The 15,144-nt window shown below is 69.1% G+C and carries 16 protein-coding genes and 1 riboswitch; of the genes, 10 read left to right on the top strand and 6 right to left on the bottom strand.

The genetic code is table 11. The features are described from left to right. Nucleotides 1-107: 107 nt before the first annotated feature. Nucleotides 108-1,511, top strand: a complete 1,404-nt coding sequence (locus tag QQA13_RS01825) for a S41 family peptidase (RefSeq protein WP_108470556.1) — start codon at nucleotides 108-110, stop codon at nucleotides 1,509-1,511. An 82-nt stretch (nucleotides 1,512-1,593) separates the two neighbouring features. On the opposite strand, the gene rpoH is transcribed toward QQA13_RS01825, so the two are convergent. Beyond that, nucleotides 1,594-2,460, bottom strand: a complete 867-nt coding sequence (gene rpoH, locus QQA13_RS01820; RefSeq protein WP_108470555.1) for an RNA polymerase sigma factor RpoH — start codon at nucleotides 2,458-2,460, stop codon at nucleotides 1,594-1,596. Between the two features lie 293 nt (nucleotides 2,461-2,753). Beyond that, nucleotides 2,754-2,854: riboswitch (TPP riboswitch) on the top strand. Between the two features lie 69 nt (nucleotides 2,855-2,923). Here rpoH and thiC point away from each other — a divergent pair. The 7 genes from thiC to thiD are packed head-to-tail and all read left to right on the top strand — an operon-like array spanning nucleotide 2,924 to nucleotide 9,128. Further along, complete coding sequence (thiC, locus tag QQA13_RS01815; RefSeq protein ID WP_108470554.1) at nucleotides 2,924-4,762, top strand: phosphomethylpyrimidine synthase ThiC; 1,839 nt, start codon at nucleotides 2,924-2,926, stop codon at nucleotides 4,760-4,762. Nucleotides 4,763-4,767: 5 nt separating this feature from the next. Next, a complete protein-coding gene (gene thiO, locus QQA13_RS01810) occupies nucleotides 4,768-5,754 on the top strand; it encodes a glycine oxidase ThiO (protein WP_108470553.1) in 987 nt (328 codons plus the stop codon). Next, nucleotides 5,739-5,936 carry a sulfur carrier protein ThiS gene (gene thiS, locus QQA13_RS01805; RefSeq protein ID WP_108470552.1) on the top strand — a complete coding sequence of 66 codons (198 nt, stop codon included), beginning with the start codon at nucleotides 5,739-5,741 and terminating at the stop codon, nucleotides 5,934-5,936. Before thiO ends, thiS begins: the two co-directional genes overlap by 16 nt. 3 nt (nucleotides 5,937-5,939) lie before the next feature. Continuing rightward, a complete protein-coding gene (locus QQA13_RS01800) occupies nucleotides 5,940-6,710 on the top strand; it encodes a thiazole synthase (RefSeq protein ID WP_108470551.1) in 771 nt (256 codons plus the stop codon). Continuing rightward, complete coding sequence (locus QQA13_RS01795) at nucleotides 6,707-7,315, top strand: thiamine phosphate synthase (protein WP_108470664.1); 609 nt, start codon at nucleotides 6,707-6,709, stop codon at nucleotides 7,313-7,315. The genes QQA13_RS01800 and QQA13_RS01795 overlap by 4 nt, the downstream gene beginning before the upstream one ends. Further along, nucleotides 7,312-8,298 carry a HesA/MoeB/ThiF family protein gene (locus QQA13_RS01790; RefSeq protein WP_108470550.1) on the top strand — a complete coding sequence of 329 codons (987 nt, stop codon included), beginning with the start codon at nucleotides 7,312-7,314 and terminating at the stop codon, nucleotides 8,296-8,298. The genes QQA13_RS01795 and QQA13_RS01790 overlap by 4 nt, the downstream gene beginning before the upstream one ends. Continuing rightward, complete coding sequence (thiD, locus tag QQA13_RS01785; protein WP_234411258.1) at nucleotides 8,298-9,128, top strand: bifunctional hydroxymethylpyrimidine kinase/phosphomethylpyrimidine kinase; 831 nt, start codon at nucleotides 8,298-8,300, stop codon at nucleotides 9,126-9,128. Before QQA13_RS01790 ends, thiD begins: the two co-directional genes overlap by 1 nt. Here thiD and ung read toward each other — a convergent pair. The 5 genes from ung to rhlB form a co-directional block, all read right to left on the bottom strand. After that, nucleotides 9,074-9,784: a uracil-DNA glycosylase gene (ung, locus tag QQA13_RS01780; protein WP_108470548.1), complete on the bottom strand. Its 711-nt coding sequence runs from the start codon at nucleotides 9,782-9,784 to the stop codon at nucleotides 9,074-9,076. The genes thiD and ung overlap by 55 nt on opposite strands. Then, the gene (locus QQA13_RS01775) at nucleotides 9,781-10,623 is read right to left on the bottom strand and encodes a response regulator (RefSeq protein ID WP_108470547.1); all 843 of its coding nucleotides are present in this window, start codon (nucleotides 10,621-10,623) and stop codon (nucleotides 9,781-9,783) included. The genes ung and QQA13_RS01775 overlap by 4 nt, the downstream gene beginning before the upstream one ends. A 140-nt stretch (nucleotides 10,624-10,763) precedes the next feature. Further along, complete coding sequence (ftsX, locus tag QQA13_RS01770; RefSeq protein WP_108470546.1) at nucleotides 10,764-11,744, bottom strand: permease-like cell division protein FtsX; 981 nt, start codon at nucleotides 11,742-11,744, stop codon at nucleotides 10,764-10,766. Beyond that, entirely contained in the window at nucleotides 11,741-12,418 is a 678-nt protein-coding gene (gene ftsE / locus QQA13_RS01765; RefSeq protein ID WP_108470545.1) for a cell division ATP-binding protein FtsE, read from the bottom strand. The genes ftsX and ftsE overlap by 4 nt, the downstream gene beginning before the upstream one ends. Before the next feature lie 111 nt (nucleotides 12,419-12,529). Next, on the bottom strand, nucleotides 12,530-14,275 hold the full coding sequence (gene rhlB / locus QQA13_RS01760) for an ATP-dependent RNA helicase RhlB (RefSeq protein ID WP_108470544.1): 1,746 nt from the start codon (nucleotides 14,273-14,275) through the stop codon (nucleotides 12,530-12,532). A gap of 96 nt (nucleotides 14,276-14,371) precedes the next feature. Between rhlB and QQA13_RS01755 the strand changes: the two genes are divergently transcribed. Both QQA13_RS01755 and trxA read left to right on the top strand, forming a co-directional pair. Beyond that, entirely contained in the window at nucleotides 14,372-14,560 is a 189-nt protein-coding gene (locus tag QQA13_RS01755; protein ID WP_159082154.1) for a hypothetical protein, read from the top strand. 105 nt (nucleotides 14,561-14,665) lie between these two features. Beyond that, nucleotides 14,666-14,992, top strand: a complete 327-nt coding sequence (gene trxA, locus QQA13_RS01750; RefSeq protein ID WP_108470542.1) for a thioredoxin TrxA — start codon at nucleotides 14,666-14,668, stop codon at nucleotides 14,990-14,992. Nucleotides 14,993-15,144 lie beyond the last annotated feature (152 nt).

Below are 15,144 nucleotides of genomic sequence, written 5' to 3'. Positions count from 1 at the left end.
GCTAGCCACACGTTCACGCTGAATTACCCCGGCATCCGGTTGTCTCATGCCTGACCACACTTTCGTCGCGCCCCGGCGCGGCGTTGCCTGCCGTACGGAGTCACACGATGCGTCCATCCCCTTCCAGCCCGGCGATCGGCATGGCGGCCCTGCTGTTCGCCGCCCCGTTCCTGCTGGCCGCGCCGAACCTGCGCGCGCAAAGCGCGCCGGCCGCGGCCGCCAGCGTGGCGGCGCCGCCAGTCGATCTGCCGGCCGCCAACAGCCGCGCCGACGCGCCGGCCACCGCCAGTTCCAGCAACCAGGTGAGCCTGGAAGACATCCGCAACTTCAGCCGCGTCTACGAAGTGGTGCGCCAGGCCTATGTGGAGAAGGTCGACGACAAGACCCTGATGAAAGCCGCCATCACCGGCATGCTCAGCGGCCTCGACCCGCACAGCGAATACCTGGACAAGGACGGCCTGGCCCAGCTCAATGAGGACACCACCGGCGAGTACAGCGGCCTCGGCATCGAGGTGCTGCAGGTCGACGGCGGCCTGCGCATCGTCTCGCCGATCGACGACACCCCGGCGGCGCGCGCCGGCATCAAGCCGGGCGACAGCATCGTCAAGGTCAACGGCAGCGTGGTCGACGCGCAGAACGTGGACGACATGTTCAGGCAGCTGCGAGGCAAGCCGGGCAGCAAGATCGACCTGACCATCGTGCACCCGAACAGCGACAAGCTGATCGACCTGCACCTGGTACGCGAGAACATCGCGATCAGCAGCGTCAAGGTGCGCGAACTGGAACCCGGCTACGCCTACGTGCGGATCAGCCAGTTCCAGGACGACACCGCCGCCGACCTGGAGAAGAAGCTGGGACAGCTGATCGCGAAGCACGGAGCACCGAAGGGCGCCGTGCTGGACCTGCGCAACAACCCCGGCGGCCTGCTCACCGCGGCGGTGGGCGTCAGCGACGACTTCCTCGACGCCGGCACCATCGTCACCACCCGCGGCCGGCTGCAGGACGCGAACATGAGCTTCACTGCGCATCCCGGCGACCAGCTCGCCGGCGCGCCGATGATCGTGCTGACCAACAACGGCACCGCCTCGGCCGCGGAGATCGTCTCCGGCGCGCTGAAGGACAACCACCGTGCGCTGATCATGGGCCAGCGCACGTTCGGCAAGGGCGTGGTGCAGACCGTGCTGCCGCTGGACGCCGACCACGCGGTGAAGATCACCACCGCGCGCTACTACACGCCGAACGGCACCTCGATCCAGGCCGAGGGCATCAAGCCCGACATCGCGCTGGCCGACCTCACCGTGAACCCGTCCGACCATGGGCCGGCGCTGATCAGTTCGGAGGCCGACCTGCCGAACCACCTGGCCAACGAGAAGGCCCAGGCCGGCACCGACATCAACGACGACGGCAGCGCCGCCGACGCCAAGCTGGCCACCAGCGACTACGCGCTGTCGCAGGCGCTGAACGTGCTCAAGGGCATGGCGCTGCGCCAGCCCGCCGCCGTGCGGCGCTGAGCGGCACACGTCAAAGAGGCGGAAATGAAAACGGCCCCTCGCGGGGCCGTTTTCGTTCGGGACCGTGCCTCGACGCGCCGGCTCAGGCCGCCGTGGCGAACAGGCCGCGCATCTTCTTCATCGCGTTCGCCTCGATCTGGCGGATGCGTTCGGCGGACACGCCGTACTCATCGGCCAGGTCCTGCAGCGTGGCCTTGTTGCTGTCGTCCAGCCAGCGGCGCTGGATGATGTCGCGCGAGCGCGGGTCCAGCTGGCCCAGCGCATCGCTCAGCGTTTCCATCTGGTTGTCGGCGTAATCCTCGTCGGACACGTTCTCGTACGGGTCGGCGCCATCGTCGATCAGGAACGCCGCCGGTGCCGGCTTGGCGTCGTCGTCGGCATCGACCGGCGCCTCGAAGCCAATGTCGCGGCCGGACAGGCGCGATTCCATCTCGCGCACGGTCGCCTCGGGCACGCCCAGATCCTTCGCCACGGTGCTCACCTCGGCCGCATTCATCCAGCCCAGGCGCTTCTTGCTCTTGCGCAGGTTGAAGAACAGCTTGCGCTGCGCCTTGGTGGTGGCGACCTTCACGATGCGCCAGTTCTTCAGGATGAACTCGTGCATCTCGGCGCGGATCCAGTGCACCGCGAAGCTGACCAGGCGCACGCCCTGGTCGGGATCGAAGCGCTTGACCGCCTTCATCAGGCCGATGTTGCCTTCCTGGATCAGGTCGGCCAGCTGCAGGCCGTAACCGGAATAGCCGCGCGCCACATGCACCACGAAACGCAGGTGCGACATCACCAGCTTCTTCGCGGCCGCCAGGTTGGCTTCCTCGAGATAGTCGCGCGACAGCGCCTGCTCTTCTTCCGAGCTCAGCACCGGAATCCGATGGACCGCGGAAATGTATGCATCCAGGCTGCCGACAACGCTCGGCAGCGGGAAGTTGGCGGTCACCAAGGCTTGAGACATGGATGGAACCTCCTGCAATAACGTCAAAGTTTAGCACTCAGGTGGTTGGAGTGCTAAGCCCGGCATTTGGTTCCGGGCTTTTAATGAACCGAATGGTACAGATATTTAGCAGCCCTGTCCAGCTTCTTCTTCTTCCCTTCGCCCCCAGCTTGGCCGGGGTTACGTTCACGACGCGTCACGATCGGCCCGATGCGCTTCCCGCGTTCGCATCAGAACGCGGCTTCTCCGTCGCCGCGAGTGCCGAAGGTCGTGCGATCCGGCTTGACAGCCCTCGACCCCGCCGCCATCCTGCGGCGCATTCCGAGGGGTGCCCCGCAAGGGGCTGAGATAGCGCGAGCTGACCCTTGAACCTGATCCGGGTCATGCCGGCGTAGGAACGGGAATCACCATGGGCGGCCGCAGTCGGCGCGTCCGTGCGCCGTTGCAGCGTCACGCCCCGGATCTCCACCCAAGGAGGAGATCCATGAGCCATTACGCACCCGCCGCCCCGGCGCTGACGGTTACCACCGGGCCGATCCGCGGCTCGCGCAAGGTCTACGTCAGCCCGCCCGGCCATCCGTCGCTGCGCGTGCCGATGCGCGAGATCACGCTGAAGGACCCGCTGACGCCGACGCTGCACGTCTACGACTCGTCCGGGCCGTACACCGACGACGATGCCCGGATCGATCTCGCCGCTGGCCTGCCGCCGCTGCGCGACACATGGATCAGAGCACGCGGCTTCGCGACCATCGAAGGCCGCGCCACCCGCCCGGAAGACAACGGCGGGACTGGCGCGGAACGGCAGGTGGCGCCGTGTCCAGCGCAGCGCACGCTGCGCATGGGCGAAGCAGGTCAACCGGTGACGCAGCTGGAGTTCGCCCGCGCCGGCATCGTCACCGAGGAAATGGTCTACGCCGCCCAACGCGAGAACCTGGCGCGCACCCGGATGCACGAGGACGCCGCCGCCCGGCTGGCCGACGGCGAGGCCTTCGGCGCCGCCCTGCCCGCCTTCGTCACGCCCGAATTCGTGCGCAGCGAAATCGCGCGGGGGCGCGCGATCCTCCCGGCCAACATCAACCACGGCGAGCTGGAGCCGATGGTGATCGGGCGCAACTTCCTGGTGAAGGTCAACGCGAACATCGGCAACTCGGCGGTGTCCTCCGGCGTCGCCGAGGAAGTCGAGAAACTGGTGTGGGCGATCCGCTGGGGCGCAGACACGATCATGGATCTCTCCACCGGCCGCAACATCCACAACATCCGCTCGTGGATCATCCGCAACTCGCCGGTGCCGATCGGCACCGTGCCGATCTATCAGGCGCTGGAGAAGGTCGGCGGCGACCCGGCCCGGCTGAACTGGGAGGTCTTCCGCGACACCCTGATCGAGCAGGCCGAGCAGGGCGTGGACTACTTCACCATCCATGCCGGCGTGCGCCTGCAGCACGTGCCGCTGACCGCGCAGCGGGTCACCGGCATCGTCTCGCGCGGCGGCTCGATCATGGCGCGCTGGTGCCTCAGCCATCACCGCGAGAGTTTCCTGTACGAACACTTCGCCGAGATCTGCCAGATCATGCGCCGCTACGACGTCGCCTTCTCGCTGGGCGACGGCCTGCGCCCCGGCTCGATCGCCGACGCCAACGACGCGGCCCAGTTCGCCGAGCTGGAAACCCTGGGCGAGCTGACGCAGATCGCGTGGGAACACGGCTGCCAGGTGATGATCGAAGGGCCCGGCCACGTGCCGATGCACAAGATCAAGCTCAACATGGACAAGCAGCTGCAGCACTGCGCCGAGGCGCCGTTCTACACGCTCGGCCCGCTGACCACCGACATCGCGCCGGGTTACGACCACATCACCTCGGGCATCGGCGCGGCGATGATCGGCTGGTTCGGCACCGCGATGCTCTGCTACGTCACGCCGAAGGAACACCTCGGCCTGCCGAATCGCGACGACGTCAAGACCGGCGTCATCACCTACAAGATCGCCGCGCACGCCGCCGACCTCGCCAAGGGCCATCCGGCGGCACAGCGTCGCGACGACGCGCTGTCGCGCGCGCGTTTCGAATTCCGCTGGGAGGATCAGTTCAATCTGTCGCTCGACCCCGACACGGCACGCGCCTACCACGACGCCACCCTGCCGAAGGAGGCGCACAAGGTCGCGCATTTCTGCTCGATGTGCGGGCCGAAGTTCTGCTCGATGCAGATCACCCAGGACCTGCGCCGCGAAGTACGCGAGATGGAGGAGGCCGCGCCGCAGGCCGGTCTGGACGGCAAGTCGCGCGAGTTCGTCGAACGCGGCGCCACGCTCTACGTGCCGACCGCGGAATAGCCGCCATGCGCATCGGCATCCTCGGCGCCGGCGTCGCCGGCCTGGTCACGGCGATGGAGCTGGCTGAGCGTGGCGCCCGGGTGGAGATCATCGAGCGCGCGCCAGACCACGCGCAGGCCTGCGCGTGGGTCGCCGGCGGCATGCTGGCGCCGTGGTGCGAGCAGGCCACCGCCGAGCCGCAGGTGGCGGTGCTGGGCGCGCCCGCCATCGCGTGGTGGCAGCGCCATTTCGCCAGTACCGTGCAGCACGGCACGCTGGTGGTCGCGGCCAGCCGCGACGCCGGCGAGCTGGCCTTGTTCGGCCGGCGCACCGAGCGCTTCGAGCCGATCGACGCCGAGCGCATCGGCGCGCTGGAACCGGAACTGGCCGGGCGTTTCCGTCAGGGCCTGTTCTTCCCCGATGAAGCCCACCTCGATCCGCGCCGCGCGCTGCCCGCGTTGGCCGCGCAACTGGCGGCGATGGGCGTGACGATCCGCTACGGCGTGGACGCCGATGCCGAGTGCATCGATGCGGACCAGGTCGTCGACTGCCGCGGCCTCGCCGCGCGCGACACGCTGGAGGACCTGCGCGGCGTACGCGGCGAAATGATCGTCGTGCGCTCGCCTGACATCCACCTGTCGCGCCCGGTGCGCCTGCTGCATCCGCGTTTCGGGCTGTACGTGGTGCCGCGCGGCGACGGTGTCTTCATGCTCGGCGGCACGCTGCTGGAAAGCAGCCGCCGCGGTCCGGTCACCGTGCGTTCGGCGATGGACGTGCTCAACGCCGCGTATGCGCTGCACCCGGCGTTCGCCGAGGCCGAGATCCTGGAACTGGGCGTGGGCGTACGCCCGGCCTTCCCCGACAACCTGCCGCGCGTGCTCAGGCGCGGCCGCACCGTGTACCTCAACGGGCTTTACCGCCACGGCTTCCTGCTGGCACCGGCGTTCGCCCGGCAGGCTGCGCAGATGATCCTCCCCATCCTCCCGGAAACCGCTCCATGCACATCACCGTGAACGGCGTCGCCAACGCGGTGCGCGCCACCACCCTGGCGCAGGCGCTGGACGAACTCGATTACCACCAGGCCATCGTCGCCACGGCCGTGAACGGCCGCTTCGTGGCGGCCAGTCAGCGCGACACGACCGCGCTGGCCGAGGGCGATGCGCTGGAAATCCTCGCACCGATGCAGGGCGGCTGAACGATGAATCTCTACGGCATCGAACTGGGCTCGCGCCTGTTGCTGGGAAGCGCGCGTTACCCCTCGCCGGCGATCCTCGCCGAAGCGGTGCGAGCCTCGGGCAGCGAAGTCGTCACCGTGTCGCTGCGGCGCGAAGCCGGCAAGCAGCGCAGCGGCCAGGACTTCTGGTCGCTGATCCGCAACCTTGGCGTGCGCGTGCTGCCGAACACCGCCGGCTGCCACTCGGCGAAGGAAGCGGTGACCACCGCGAAAATGGCGCGCGACATCTTCCACACCGACTGGATCAAGCTGGAGGTGATCGGCGATGCCGACACGCTGCAGCCCGACGTGTTCGGCCTGGTCGAAGCCGCGGCCGAACTCGCCGCCGACGGCTTCGAGGTGTTTCCATACACCACCGAGGACCTGGTGGTGGCCGACCGCCTGTTGCAGGCCGGTTGTCGCGTGTTGATGCCGTGGGGCGCACCGATCGGCAGCGGCCGCGGGCTCAACAATGTGTTCGGCCTGCGTGCGCTGCGCGCGCACTTCCCGGATGTGCCGCTGATCGTGGACGCCGGCATCGGCCGCCCGTCGCACGCGGTGCAGGCGATGGAGCTGGGCGTCGACGGCGTGCTGCTGAACACCGCGGTGGCCATGGCTGGCAATCCGGTGGCGATGGCCGGGGCGTTCGCCCACGCGATCGCGGCGGGCCGCGCCGGCTTCGAGGCGCAACCGATGGAGCCGCGCGATCTCGCCGTGCCCTCGACGCCGGTGGCGGGCACGGCGTGGCTGGCATGAACGCGTTCCCCGCGTTCTACCCGATCGTGGACAGCGCCGACTGGGCCGGCCGACTCGCCCCGCTCGGTGTCCGGCTGCTGCAGTTGCGCATCAAGGAACGTCCGCCGGCGCAGGTTCGTCGTGAAGTGCGCGCGGCGCTGGCGGTCTGCCGCGCGCGGCAGGTGCAGCTGGTGGTCAACGACCATTGGCAGATCGCGCTGGACGAAGGCGCCGACTTCATCCACCTGGGACAGCAGGATCTGCTCGCGGCGGACCTGCGGGCGATCCGCGCGCGTGGCGCGAGGCTCGGCATCAGCACGCACGACCACGCCGAGCTGGAACAGGCGCTGGCGCTCGCCCCCGACTACGTCGCGCTGGGTCCGATCTATCCGACCACGCTCAAGGCGATGCCGTGGGCGCCGCAGGGGCTGCCGCGCATCGGTGAGTGGAAACGGCGGGTCGGCGGGCGGCCACTGGTGGCGATCGGCGGCATCACGCTGGAGCGCGCCGCCGGCTGTTTCGACGCCGGCGCGGACAGCGTCGCCGTGGTCAGCGACGTGACCCGGCATCCCGACCCGGCCGCCCGCGTCGCGGACTGGACCGCGTTCACCGGCGCACGCGCATGACCGATCGCTACGCGCGCCAGATCGCCCTGCCCGAAGTCGGCCCCACCGGCCAGGCCCGACTCGCCGCGGCCCGCGTGCTGGTGGTCGGCGCCGGCGGCCTCGGCTGTCCGGTGCTGCACTACCTGGCTGCTGCCGGCATCGGCCGGCTGATCGTCGTCGACCCCGACCGCGTCGAAGAGAGCAACCTGCACCGGCAACCGCTCTACACGATGGCCGATATCGGCGAACGCAAAGTGGAAGCGGCACGCGCGGCCCTGCTGCGCCTGAACCCGGACATCGCGGTGGAAGCACGGCCGCAGCGACTGACGCCGGGGAATGCAGCGGCGCTGGTCGGCGCGGCCGACATCGTCGTCGATGCCGCGGACAGTCTCGCCGCCACTTACGTCCTGAGCGACGCCTGCATGCAGCAACACACGCCGCTGATCAGCGCGTCGGCGGTCGGCCTGGCCGGCTACGCCGGCGGCTTCTGCGCCGGTGCGCCCAGCTACCGCGCGGTGTTCCCCGAGATGCCCGCACGCGCCGCCAGTTGCAGCAGCGCCGGCGTGCTCGGCAGCCTGGTCGGCCTGCTCGGCAGCCTGCAGGCGCAGTTCGTGCTGCAGTGGCTGTTGGGCATCGAGCCCTCGCCGCTGGGCCGACTGACGAGTTTCGACGCCGGCCGGCTGGCGTTCGGCGGCTTCGATTTCCACCATGCCGGCGAACCCGAAGGCGAGGTGCTGCGCTTCATCGAAGTCGATAACGTCACGCCCTGCGACGTCGTGATCGATCTGCGCAGTCTTGACGAAGCGCCGACCTCCCCGCTGGCAAACGCCTTGCGCTTCACCCCCGAACGCATCGTCGCGTTCGCCGCCGAACACCCGCCCACCGACGGCCGTGTCGTGCTGTGCTGCCAGAGCGGTTTGCGCGCATGGCGTGCCGCCCGACAGCTGCAATCCCGTGGCTACCGTCAGCTGGCACTGGTGACGCTCGCCGGCCTGCCCTCGTGATGCGTAGACGCGTGATGCCGGCTGTCAGCGCGCTCTCCATCGCCGGCTCCGACTCCTGCGGCGGCGCCGGCATCCAGGCCGACCTGAAGATCTTCGCCGCCTTCGGCGTCGATGGCGCCACCGCAGTGACCGCGGTCACCGCGCAGAACACCACGGGCATCCGCGCCGTACAGGCGATGTCCGCCGCGATGGTGCAGGCGCAACTGGACGCCGTGTTCGAGGAGATCGACGTCCGCACCGTGAAGCTGGGCATGCTGGCCAACGCCGATATCGTCGCGGCCGTGGCCGGACAGCTGGAGCGCCGCCGCCCGCCCTTCGTGATCATCGACCCGGTGCTCGTCGCCAGCTCGGGCACCCGACTGCTGGACGAGGCCGCGCTGCACCTGCTGCGCACGCGCCTGCTGCCGCTGGCGGATTGCCTTGCGCCAAACCTGGCCGAAGCGGCCGCGCTGCTCGGCACGGCCTGTGCTCAAGGCGAGCCGGACATGGAGGCCCAAGGCCGCGCCCTGCTCGCGCTCGGACCACGATCGGTACTGATGAAGGGCGGCCATGCCGCGCTGGTGGAAGCGGTCGACCTGCTGATTACCGCCGAAGGCACGCAGCGCTTCGCCGCGCCGTGGGTGGCCACCCGCCGTCTGCACGGTACTGGTTGCATGCTCTCGGCCGGCATCGCGGCCGGCGTGGCCCGGGGCTATCCGCTGGCCGATGCCGTCCGTCGCGCGAAAGCCCACGTGCGAGCCGTGCTGGTCAGCCGCCAACACCGGTCATCGTCATCTCAACCGGCGGGAAGTGAAGCCCGCGTCGGCAGCGACCAGTCGATCGGCGACTGACCGCGACTTTCCAGGTAGCGGTTGGCGGCGGAGAAATGCCCGCAGCCGAGGAAGCCGCGGTGCGCCGACAGCGGCGACGGGTGCACGCTCTTCAGCACGCAGTGCTTGCGGCCGTCGATCAGCTGCCCCTTGCGCTGGGCGTAGCTGCCCCACAGCAGGAACACGATCCCCTCGCGCTCGCGGTTCAAGGCGTCGATCGCCGCATCGGTGAAGCCTTCCCAACCCTTGCCCTGATGCGCACCGGCATGGCCTTCCTCCACCGTCAGCACGCTGTTGAGCAGCAGCACGCCGCGGTCGGCCCACGGCGTGAGGCAGCCGTGGTCGGGGCGCGCGATGCCGAGGTCGCGCTGGATTTCCTTGAAGATGTTGTCCAGCGACGGCGGCACCCGCACACCGGGGCGCACCGAGAAGCACAGGCCGTGCGCCTGGCCGGGGCCGTGGTACGGATCCTGGCCCAGGATCACCACCCGCACCACGTCGAACGGTGTGTGTTCGAACGCCGCGAAGATCTCCGGGCCGGGCGGATAGATCCGCTTGCCAGCCTGCTTCTCCGCGCGCAGGAAGGCGGCCAGCGCCTGCATCTCGGGGCGCAAGAGGTAATCGCCGATGCGCGCCTTCCACGACGGTTCCAGCCGGATCTGCGCCGCGTCGCTCATGCCTCGGCGGCGTGTTCGCGCAGGTGCCTGGCCACGCGCAGCTGGAACAGCAGCTTGGTCACCAGCAGTTTTTCCTCGACCGGCTTCTCGACCAGGTCGTTGGCGCCGGCCTTGATCAGCGCGGCCTGGTTGGCCGGGTTCTCGTCGCCGGTCATCACCAGCACCGGCAGCCGGCCCTTGCCGTAGCCGAACTCGCCACGGATCTGCCTGAGCAGGTCGCCGCCGGTGAGTTCACCCTTCAGGCTGACGTCAGTGAGCACCACGTCGGCGCCGACCCAACCCAGCGCGCGATCCGTCTCCAGCATCGCCAGCGCATCCTCCACACTGACCACGTGACGCACGGTGAGGCCGATCTTCTCCAGCATGCGGCGGGTCGCCAGCGCCACCACGCGACTGTCCTCGACATACAGCACGGTGCCTTCCGCCGCCGTCTGCGTGCTGACGTAGCCGCGGATGAACTCGGCCAGCGCCTGGAAGCCCAGCGCCTTGTCGAAATAGTCGGTGACGTGCTCGCCCAGCGTGCGCCGATGCAGCCGATCCTCGACGTCGCCGGACACCACCACGATCGGCACGTAGATCTGTGGCGCCGACTCGCGCACGAACTTCGCCAGCTCCAGCCCGTCCATGTCGGGCAGGCGCAGCGCGATGGTGATGAAATCAAACACGCCCTCGCCGAGCACCTGCTGCGCCTCGGCGCCGCTGCCGCAGCCGACCACCTCGACCCCCGGCAGTTCGGCCTGCAACACGCGGGTGATCAACTGGCGCACCACGCGCGAACCGTCGACCACCAGCACCCGCGGCGCATCGGTCAGCAGACGGCTGCTGATATTCGTACTCATTGCCTAGTTCACCCACCTGACCCGTGGCTGTCCTTCGCCGATGAATCTGCGGGGGCACCCCCTGCACCCGCTGCAACTGGGGATAGTGCACCGGATCCGGCTCCGGCGGCTGCGATTCACGTCACTGCGGCGCAAGACCATCACACGGCCTTGCGCAATTGCCACGCACTGACCAGTCGCGCGCCCAGCCAGCCCAGTGCCGCCGCCACCAGCGGCACCGCCAGCAGCAGCCACGGCGGCAGGCCGCCGACCTGCAGCCTGCCGTCATAAGCCTGGCTCAACTGCGCCACCGGTGCGGCCAGCGCCAGCTCGATCAGCACCGCCAGCAATGCAGCCAGGATGCCGCTGAACAAGCCATACCAGATCCCCGCGTACAGATAAGGCCGGCGCACGAACGCACCGCTGGCGCCGACCACCAGCAGCACGCCGATCTCCTCGCTGCGACTGGCGATGTCCACCCGGATCGTGTTGCCGACCACCAGCAGCGCCGCCAGCGCCAGCAGTGAAGCCAGCACCAGCACCACGCGGTTGCCCACGCCGAGCAGGGCATCCAGCCGCTGCCGCCAGTTGCCGCTGTCCTGCACCAGGTCGACGCTGTGCAGGGTGCGCACGTCGGCCACCAGTTGCTCCAGCGCGTGCGCACTCACCCCCGCCCGCGGCTGCAACTGCAGCACGTACGGCAGCGGGTTGTCGTCCAGCGTCTGCAGCGCGCCGGAGAAGCCCTGCATCTTTGCCAATTCGTCCATGCCCTGCTGCGGCGTCTTCACCACCACCGCGGCCACTTCGGGGCGCTCGCCCAGCTGCCGGGCGAGCAGCTGTACCTGCGACGCGGTCTGGCCCGGCTGCAGGAACACGCTGATCGCCTGGCTCTGGCCCAGCGCATGACCGAGCTGCTGCACATTGCCCAGCAGCAGGTAGAACGCCAGCGGCAGGGCCAGCGCCAGGCCCATCACCGCGATGGTGAGCAAGCTGCCGAACGGACGCGAGGCAAGCCGGCGCAGGCTGGACGCCGCGCTCCAGCGATGATGTTCCTGCCAGCTGGCGAAGCGGTTGCCGCGGCTGTGGACGTTGCGCTGCGGCGCATCCGCGGGCACGTGCAAGGTTTCCGGCGACGTGTTCACAGCACCTCCTGCGCGGCCAGGTCGGCCACCAGGCGGCCGTGGTCGAGCACGATCACGCGCTTCTTCATGCGCTTGATCAGCGGCAGGTCGTGGCTGGCGATCAGCACGGTGGTGCCGACCTGCTGGAACTCGCCGAACAGGCCCATGATCTCCACCGCCAACTGCGGGTCGAGGTTGCCGGTGGGCTCGTCGGCGATCAGCAGGCTGGGACGCGCCACGATCGCGCGGGCGATGCCCACGCGCTGCTGCTCGCCGGTGGACAGCGTCGCCGGCAGTTGCCGCTCGTAGGCGAGCAGGCCGACCTTCTCCAGCGCCGCGCGCACGCGCCGGGCGCGTTCGGCGCGGGCGATGCCGCCGATCACCAGCGGCAGTTCGACGTTGGCGAACACGCTGCGATCCAGCAACAGGCGATGGTCCTGGAACACCATGCCCAGATGCCGGCGCCACTTCGGGATGCCGCTGTGGCGGATCTTCGCCAGGCTCCTGCCGTCCACGCTGATGCTGCCGTGCGAGGGCCGCTCGATCAGCCCCAGCAGCTTGAGCAGGGTGCTCTTGCCGGCGCCGGAATGCCCGGTGACGAAGGCCATCTCGCCGGTCGGCACCTCGAACGAAAGCTGCGAGAGCGCCTCATGGCCGCCTTCGTAGCGCTTGCTGACTTGATCGAACTGGATCACCGAGCGTCCCCGAGCCTGCGTGTCGTCGTACCAGCGGCAAGGATAAGGGAAGCCGGCATCAAGGTGCGGACTTCCGGCCGCCGCGAATTCGCATCGCGGCGACCGGCAGGCTCAGCGCCCGGTAAACAGCCGGGTCAACCGGCGAAACAGGCCCGGCTTTTTCGGATGGGCATGCTCGACGGCCTTGCCCGAGGTCACCGCAACCTGTCGCGACGGCCGGTTGTGGCCGGTGCCCGCGGACTCGGCCGGGTTGCGCTCGCGCGGCGGGCGACGCTCGCCCCGCGGCGCGCGATTGCCCTCGGCAACCGCGGGCTGGTGACCCGTCGTCTCCACACCATCGGTCGGCGCACCGTCGCGGCGGCGATTGCGGCCACCGCGACGACGACGCGGCTTGCGCACGCCCTCGGCGGACGTACCGCCATCCGCTGCCGGGGCGGCGTCGGTCTTGTGCACGGCCACGGCAACCGGCTGCTCGGTCACGACGGCGGCATCGACCGCGGCCGGCCGGCGTTCGCGCGGTGGACGCGCGGCGCCACGGCTGTTCCCGCCGCGCTCGCCGCCACGACCGGAGGCCCCGCCATGCCGTGGCTTCTCGCCCGGCCGCGGCGGCACCACGTCGCCGAACGCGGCGCTGTCAGCGGCGGCATTCGCGGCGAATTCGGCATCGATCGCGCGCGGCTTCGGCATCACCAGCAGTTCCGGCTCCATCGCCGCGACCGGGATGCTCTGCCCGATGTAGGCCTCGATGTCCGGCAGCGACATCGCGTACAGGTCGCAGGCGAAGCTGATCGCGTCGCCCTCGGCACCGAGCCGCGCGGTGCGGCCGATGCGGTGCACGTAATCCTCGGCCTCGTGCGGCAGGTCGTAGTTGAAGACGTGGCTGACCGCCGGGATGTGCAGGCCGCGCGCGGCCACGTCGGTGGCCACCAGGATGTCCAGCTGGCCGTCCTGGAAACGCTGCAGCAGCTTCTGCCGCTTCAGCTGCGGCACGTCGCCGGAGATCGCGCCGACGCGGCAGCCGTGGCGCTTGACGCGCTCGGTGATGCGTTCGGCGGCGGCCTTGGTGTTGACGAAGATGATGCTGCGCGACGGCTGGTGCCGGTCGATCAGGTTCAGCAGCAGCGGCATCTTCTCTTCCTTGGCCGGGAAGTAGACCAGCTGGCGCACCTTGTCGGCGGTGACGTTGTCGCTCTCCACCACCAGCTTCTCGGCCTCGTGCATGTGTTCGTAGGCCAGCTCCAGCACGCGATGGCTCAGCGTGGCGGAGAACAGCAGCACCTGGCGCTGCTCGCGCGGCGGCAGCTTGCGGAAGATGAAGCGAACGTCCTTGATGAAGCCGAGGTCGAACATGCGGTCGGCCTCGTCGATCACCATCACCTCGACGCTGTTGAGGCTGAAAACCCCTTGCTTGTGGTAGTCGAGCAGGCGGCCGGGGGTGGCGATGATGATGTCGCAGCCGTCCTTCAGCTGCTGGCGCTGCTTGTCGTAGTCGACGCCGCCGTAGATCAGTGCGCTGCGCAGGCCGGTGTGGCGCCCGATCGCCTTGGCGTCCTTGTCGATCTGGATCGCCAGTTCGCGGGTGGGCGCGATCACCAGTGCGCGCGGGTCCGAATCCTTGCGCCCGGCCACCGCCGGGGTGGTCAGCAGGCGGTTCATCAGCGCGACCAGGAAGGCGCAGGTCTTGCCGGTGCCGGTCTGCGCTTGGCCGGCGACGTCGCGCCCGGCCAGCGCCGGCGCCAGGGTCATTTCCTGGATCGGCGTGCAGCGGGTGAAGCCGCTGTCGTCCAGGCCCTGCTGCAGCAGCGGATGAAGATCGAAGTTGGCGAAGAAAGTGTCGGTGAGTACGGTTTGTGACATATGCGGAATGGGTAACCTTGCCTGACGGCGGCGTGATGCGCTGCACCCGTTCCAGCGGCCGAAGATCGGCGCGAAACGGTGCAGGACGGGTGCGCGGTGCGCAGCGAAGCGTTCAATCTCGGGGTCGACAAGGTCGCGCCGCGGCGTGCGACGCCGGATTTGACGGCGGTCCGACGGATGGCCCGGAAGGTCACCCTTGAATCGTGCCCGGAGTTGCGCTGGAATGAATGTCTGCCGCCCTGGCAAGACCTGTTCCGGCTCAACCCGCGCTTCGTGGGCGCCTGAGTGTAGCCGATGACGGCCCTGCCCGTCGTCACTCCTTGTTTTTCCGTCCCGACCACCCCATTGTTTTCGACCTGCCAGTTCTGGCCCCAGCCACGGAGATGCCCGGTGAGCGACCTGATTACCCATGTGAACGACGACGCCTTCGAACAGCAGGTGCTCAAATCCGAAACCCCGGTGCTGCTGGATTTCTGGGCGGAATGGTGCGGCCCGTGCAAGGCCATCGCGCCGATGCTGGACGAGATTGCCCAGCAGTACGAAGGCAAGCTGCGCATCGTCAAGGTCAACATCGACCAGAACCAGCAGACCCCGCGGGCCTATGGCGTGCGCGGCATCCCGACCCTGATGGTGTTCAAGAACGGCAAGGTAGAGGCGACCCAGATCGGCGCCGTCAGCAAAGGCCAGCTGACCCAGATGATCGACAAGGCCATCTGATCCACCCGTTGCAAACCCGCTGCCCGCCGCCTGCCCGGCCCCGTCCGGCAGGCTCGCGAGGCTTTACGCCGATACGCGGCGGGTGCTAGATTCATCGCGTCCGTCGGGACAGTCCTGTCCCCTTGCGCCTTCCGCGCGACGCACACCCTCCC

Origin of the sequence: Rhodanobacter thiooxydans (assembly GCF_030291135.1) — a bacterium.
Taxonomy (GTDB): domain Bacteria; phylum Pseudomonadota; class Gammaproteobacteria; order Xanthomonadales; family Rhodanobacteraceae; genus Rhodanobacter; species Rhodanobacter thiooxydans_A.
The sequence above is the reverse complement of the archived record's forward strand: the minus strand, read 5'-3'. Positions and strand labels throughout refer to the sequence as shown.